Origin of the sequence: Amycolatopsis sp. (assembly GCF_035276945.1) — a bacterium.
Lineage (GTDB): Bacteria > Actinomycetota > Actinomycetes > Mycobacteriales > Pseudonocardiaceae > Amycolatopsis_E.
Map to the genome: position 1 here is coordinate 1 of NZ_DATELF010000091.1, position 5,463 is coordinate 5,463.

General features: G+C 68.3%; 3 protein-coding genes and 1 pseudogene. 3 read left to right on the plus strand and 1 reads right to left on the minus strand.

The annotated features are described in order from the left end of the window. The 3 genes and pseudogenes from VJT49_RS15380 to VJT49_RS15390 form a co-directional block, all read left to right on the plus strand. Positions 1-1,119, plus strand: a pseudogene (locus VJT49_RS15380) (hypothetical protein); the annotation flags it as partial. Positions 1,120-1,253: 134 nt separating this feature from the next. After that, on the plus strand, positions 1,254-2,027 hold the full coding sequence (locus VJT49_RS15385; RefSeq protein WP_324165494.1) for an SDR family oxidoreductase: 774 nt from the start codon (positions 1,254-1,256) through the stop codon (positions 2,025-2,027). Between the two features lie 177 nt (positions 2,028-2,204). Continuing rightward, positions 2,205-3,359, plus strand: a complete 1,155-nt coding sequence (locus VJT49_RS15390; RefSeq protein WP_324165492.1) for a sulfotransferase — start codon at positions 2,205-2,207, stop codon at positions 3,357-3,359. Between the two features lie 248 nt (positions 3,360-3,607). On the opposite strand, the gene VJT49_RS15395 is transcribed toward VJT49_RS15390, so the two are convergent. After that, positions 3,608-5,419: a bifunctional homocysteine S-methyltransferase/methylenetetrahydrofolate reductase gene (locus tag VJT49_RS15395; RefSeq protein WP_324165493.1), complete on the minus strand. Its 1,812-nt coding sequence runs from the start codon at positions 5,417-5,419 to the stop codon at positions 3,608-3,610. Positions 5,420-5,463 lie beyond the last annotated feature (44 nt).

Below are 5,463 nucleotides of genomic sequence, written 5' to 3' on the forward strand. Positions count from 1 at the left end.
GTCGGAACAGGATCTCGTCGAGGGCTACGACTACCTCGCCGGCAGCATCCGCGCGTCGCTGCAGATGGCCTGGGCCTACGAACGTGACTTTCCGTTCTTCGTCCAGTCCACCGGGCCCTACACCAAGATGGGCCTGGACAACCCGGACACCCTGTACTTCCATTCTCACCTGCGTCCCGACGCGGAGTACGTGGTCACCGGAACCCGTGGCACGACAAGGGATCTGAGCTTCCAGATCCTCAACGGTGACTACTCCCCCGTCGAGGTGCCCGACAGCCTGACGGCCTTCGACGACCGTGAAATCGAGATCGCACCGGACGGTGGCTCGAAATCCGGTTCGGTCCCGCACCCGCCGGTGCCAGAGGCAAGACACAGCCCGGCGGGCCGAACTACTTCACCCTGGGGCCCGACTCGGCGATGCTCGTGGTGCGTGAGGTGCACAGCGACTGGGCCGCGGAGGAACGCGGCATGATCCGCATCCACCGGGCCGACCGGGCAGGGCACGCCCCGCCGCCGCCGTCGAAGGACACGCTGACGAAGCGCTACGGCGTGGCAGGCAAGATCCTGCTGTCCCGGTTGAAGACCTTCCTCGCGTTCCCGAAGTGGTTCTATCTCGAACTGCCGGTCAACACGTTGACCGAGCCGCGCCTGACGCCGGGCGGCCTGGCCACCCAGTTCTCCTCGGTCGGCCACTACGACCTCGACGAGGGCCAGGTCATGATCGTCACCGTGCCGAAGTCGGACGCGCCCTATCAGGGCATCCAACTCGGCAGCATGTGGTACATCTCCCTGGACTACCTCAACCACCAGACGAGCCTCACCGCCGACCAGGCGCGGACCGATCCCGACGGCAAGATCCGGTTCGTGATCAGCGAACGGGACCCGGGCCTGGCGAACTGGCTGGAACGGACGGGGCACCGCCGGGCCTATGTGCAGATCCGCTGGCAGCGGCTCTCCGGCGAGCTCAAGCCCGACGACGGTCCCGAGGTCCGCATCGTGAACTTCAGCGAGTTGCCCGAACGTCTGCCGTTCTACGAGCAGGCCCGCGTGACACCGGAAGAATGGCACACCCGGATCGCGGCCCGGCAGGCCGCCGTGGCGCGGAGGATGCTGGGGTGAAAAGGAATTCAGAACAAGGCGCGGCGCCCGAAGCAACCACTGAGCGCGCCCCCGCCAAAGACGACGCGGCACACGAAAGCGACGCCCCGTCGACGCGTGCGCGCGCAAGATCGCGGGAAGAACAGCCGAGGGCATTGCTGCAGGACAAGGTCGTCGTGGTGTCGGGGATCGGACCCGGGCTGGGCCGGGCCATCGCCGTGCGGAGCGCGCACGCGGGCGCGGACGTGGTGCTCGCCGCTCGCACCGAATCGCGGCTCGCCGAAGTCGCCAAGGAGATCGCCGGGCTGGGCCGCCGCGCGGTGGCCGTGCCCACGGACATCAACGACGAAGCGGCCGCGGCGCATCTCGTGGACGCGAGCCTGGACGCGTTCGGCCGCGTGGACGCCCTGGTGCACAACGCATTCGCCATCCCGCCGATTACCGATCTGTCCGATGTGGACATAGACGCGGTGCGCGCGGGCTTCGAGACCAACGTGATCGCAGCGCTGCGGCTGACCCGGCTGTTCACGCCGGCGCTGGAGCAGTCGCGCGGATCCGTGGTGATGATCAATTCGGCGGTGCTGCGGCATTCCCGGCGTACCTTCGGCGCCTACAAGATGGCGAAGTCCAGCCTGCTCGCGCTCGCCCAGAGCCTGGCCACCGAGCTGGGCCCGCGCGGGATCCGGGTCAATTCGGTGGCGCCCGGCTACATTTGGGCGGACAACCTGAAGTGGTACTTCGCTTACCTGGCACAGCAACGCGGAGTGTCCGCCGAGGAGATCTACGCCGAGACCGCGGCCACCATCGACCTCCGGAAACTGCCGGAACCGGACGAGATCGCCGACGCGGTGGTCTTCCTGGTCTCGAACATGGCACGCGCGATCACCGGGGCCTGTCTCGACGTCAACTGCGGCGAATACCACCATTGAGCGGCGGGAGCTGTTCGGCTTTGGCGGATTTCCAGACGACCACCCAGCGCGCCCTTGGCCGGAGGCCACGATATCGGGGCGGCAGGCGCTTGACGAAAAGACCGCGACACCGGCGGCCACGCCCTGGCGACACGATCGCGTTCGCGTGCAAGGCCGCCGAAAAAAGGGAGCTTGCGCATGATCGGCCGCGAAAACGTCGGCACGGTCGAGGATCTGCACGCCTCGGCCACCCGGTTCAGTGGGCTGGACGATTTCGGCGACGATGGTTACCGCGAGGGCCTGGCGGTGCTGCTGGAATCCTACGAGCGGGACGCCGCGCTCACCCCGTTCGGCAACAAGGTGAAGCGGGCTTTCCTGCGCGGCGCGCTGGTGGCCAGGCTGCTGAGCGAGGCATCCTGGAAACAGTTTCCGGAACACGCCGGCGTGCGGATCGAACGGCCGGTCTTCGTCACCGGGCTGCCCCGCACCGGCACGACGGCGTTGCACCGGCTGCTCACGGCCGATCCGGCGCACCAGGGCCTCCAGGTGTGGCTGACCGAGGTGCCGCAGCCCCGCCCGCCCCGCGAAACCTGGGCGGACAACCCGGTTTTCCAGCGGATCCAGGCGGGCTACGAGCAGCATCACGTGGAGCATCCGGAGTTCATGGGAGTGCACCACACCTCCGCCGAGCAGGTCGAGGAATGCTGGCAGTTGCTGCGGCAGTCGATGAAGTCGACTTCCTTCGAGTGCCTCGCCTTCCTGCCGACCTATTCGGAATGGCTGCGCGAGGAGGACTGGACGGACGCCTATCTCCGGCACCGGCGCAATCTCCAGTTGATCGGCCTGCCGGACAAGGATCGCCGGTGGGTGCTGAAGAACCCGAGCCACCTGTTCGCTCTCGACGCGCTGCTCGCGGTGTATCCGGACGCGCTGGTGATCCAAACCCATCGCGCGCCCCGCACCATCGTCGCTTCCGTGTGCAGCCTCAACGAGCAGGCCTCGGCCGGATGGTCCGACAAGTTCACCGGCCCGGTCCTCGGCCGCGCGCAACTCGACCTGTGGGCCCGGGGCGCCGAAAAGTTCCTCGAGGACCGCAAGCGGCATGACCGGGCCCAGTTCCGCGACGTCTATTACGAAGACTTCGTCGCCGACCCGCTGGGCACCGTCGAGTCCATCTACCGGCAGTTCGGGTTACCGCTGAGCGACGATGCCCGCGCCGCGATGGCCGCGCTCCACACGGAAAGTACCTCCGGCGCCGGTCGCCCGGCCCACCGTTACACCCTCGCCGATTTCGGGCTGACCGCCGACGATGTCGACATGCGCTTCACCACCTATCTCGCTGCCCATTTCTAGCTGCCTATTTCTCGCTGTGCCGACGATGCCTTGTCCCGCAACACGGTTGACGCCGGCGCATCGCGTCGATGATCGGCGACAGGTACTCGGGCCGGCTCTGCTGGTAACCATGGCGCTGTGAACCGGCTACGAACCCGGCCCCACCTGAGTTCACGGCTACCCCTGACGCCGGCCCCGCTCCCGAAAGCAAGGTGTGACAACTGACGGGAGTTCGCCACAGTGTCCGGGTCCGCGGTAGCCCGAAATCGTTACGGTTCGGGCCGCACCAAGGGCAGCACGTCGGCGAGCTTCCGGCCGTCCCGCATCACCAGCACCACACCCTGAACCAGCGGGCGCGCCTCGGTGAGCAGATCGATCGCCAGCTTCAGCCCGGTCTCGCGGCCGCGGTCCCCCGCCTCCGCCATGGCGGCCAACACCGAGGGCGGGATCCGGACGTCGGGCACCTCGTGAGCGAGATACTCCGCCTCGGCGAACCCGACCAGCGGGGACACCGCCATCAGCACCGGAACGTCCTCTTCGGACAGTTCGGCGAGCATGGCGGCGAGGGTGTCCACCTCGTAGACCGGCCTGGTGATGAGGAACTGCGCTCCCGTGTTGATCTTCGCCCTGGCGCGGGCGAGTTCGGCGTCGAGATCCTCGGCGCCCGGGTTGAACCGGGCGCCGATGTGGAACGAGGTCTTGGTGGCCAGGGTGAGGCCGTTGCAGTCCCGGCCGTCGTTGAGGCCGGCCAGCAACTCGATCAGGCCGACGGAGTCGACCTCCCAGATCCCGTCCGCGTTCGGGTAGTCACCGCGCAGCGGCGGGTTGCCCGTCTCGCAGACCACCGCCCGCATGCCGAAGGTGTGCACGCCGAGCAGATCGGCCTGCAGGGTCATGATCGTCTTGTCCCAGGTGGTCACCGTCGCGATCGTCTCGACGCCGACCTCGCGTTCCAGATGCAGCGTCAGGCTGGCCGAGCTGACCTGCGCGCGGGCGCTCCCCAGCGCCGCCACGAAGATCAGGTCGATACCCTGTTCGCGCAGCTTGACGACCAGTTCCGTGGCCTCCTCGGCGCCACCGCCCGCCGGGGGCGAGATCTGCGCGGCGACCACGAACCTCCGCTCCGCCAGGCTCTGCGCGAGCCCGCTCTGTTCCGGTTGGACGACCGGCCTGCGCGGCGCCGGTTCGGCGCGGCGCTGCTGTTTGGGTCGCAGGTCGCCCAGCTTCGTGACGATGTCCCGGATGTGGGTGGGGGTGGTGCCGCAGCAGCCACCCACGACGGAGGCGCCGGCTGCCACACAACGGCGCGCGTATCCGGCGAGATAGTCGCCGTTGACGCTGTACTCGAACCGCCGGCCGACGCGGCGGGGCAGGCCCGCGTTCGGCTGGGCGCTGATCGGGAACGTGGTGTAGCGCCTGAGTTCCTCGACGACGGAGAGCATGCGCTGTGGGCCGACCGTACAGTTCGCCCCGAGCGCCACGACCGGTAACTCGCTCAATGTGCCCGCGACCTCGTGCGGGGTCTCGCCGCCGGGGGTGACGCCCTCGGCGGTGAACGTCGCCTGCGCGAGGATCGGCAGTTCGGTGAGCCCGGCCGCCACCTCGACCGCCTCCACCAGTTCGTCGAGATAGCCGAAGGCTTCCAGCACCAGCAGGTCCACGCCACCATCGACGAGCGCCTGTACCTGGTCACGGATGACCTCGACCCGCTCGTCGGCCCGCACGCTCTGGCGCTGGCTCGCGCTCACCGCGGGCGAAACCGAGCCGCCGACGAAAATGGTCCGGTCCACGCCGCGGCGGGCTTGCCGGGCGACACGGACACCCGCCAGGTTGATGTCGCGGACGCTGGTGGACCGGCCATGCTCGGCCAGGCGAAGGCGGTTCGCGCCGAAGGTGTTGGTGAGCAGTATGTCCACCCCCGCGGCGACGTAGCTTTCGTGGACCGTGCTCACCAGTTCCGGATTGGACAGGTTCAACTCGGGCAGCGCGCGATCCAGCGAATTGCCCGCCGCGTGGAGCATCGTGCCCATCGCCCCGTCGCAAACGAGAGCGCGCTCATCCAATGCCTCCGCGAAAGTCATGGTCCTCCCTGTGTCTTGCGGGACACCCGCACCCGGTCGAGATC

Coding starts and splice junctions, on each gene's coding strand:
- VJT49_RS15390 (WP_324165492.1), top strand. CDS start 2,205: ATGATCGGCCGCGAAAACGTCGGCACGGTCGAGGATCTGCACGCCTCG.
- VJT49_RS15395 (WP_324165493.1), bottom strand. CDS start 5,419: ATGACTTTCGCGGAGGCATTGGATGAGCGCGCTCTCGTTTGCGACGGG.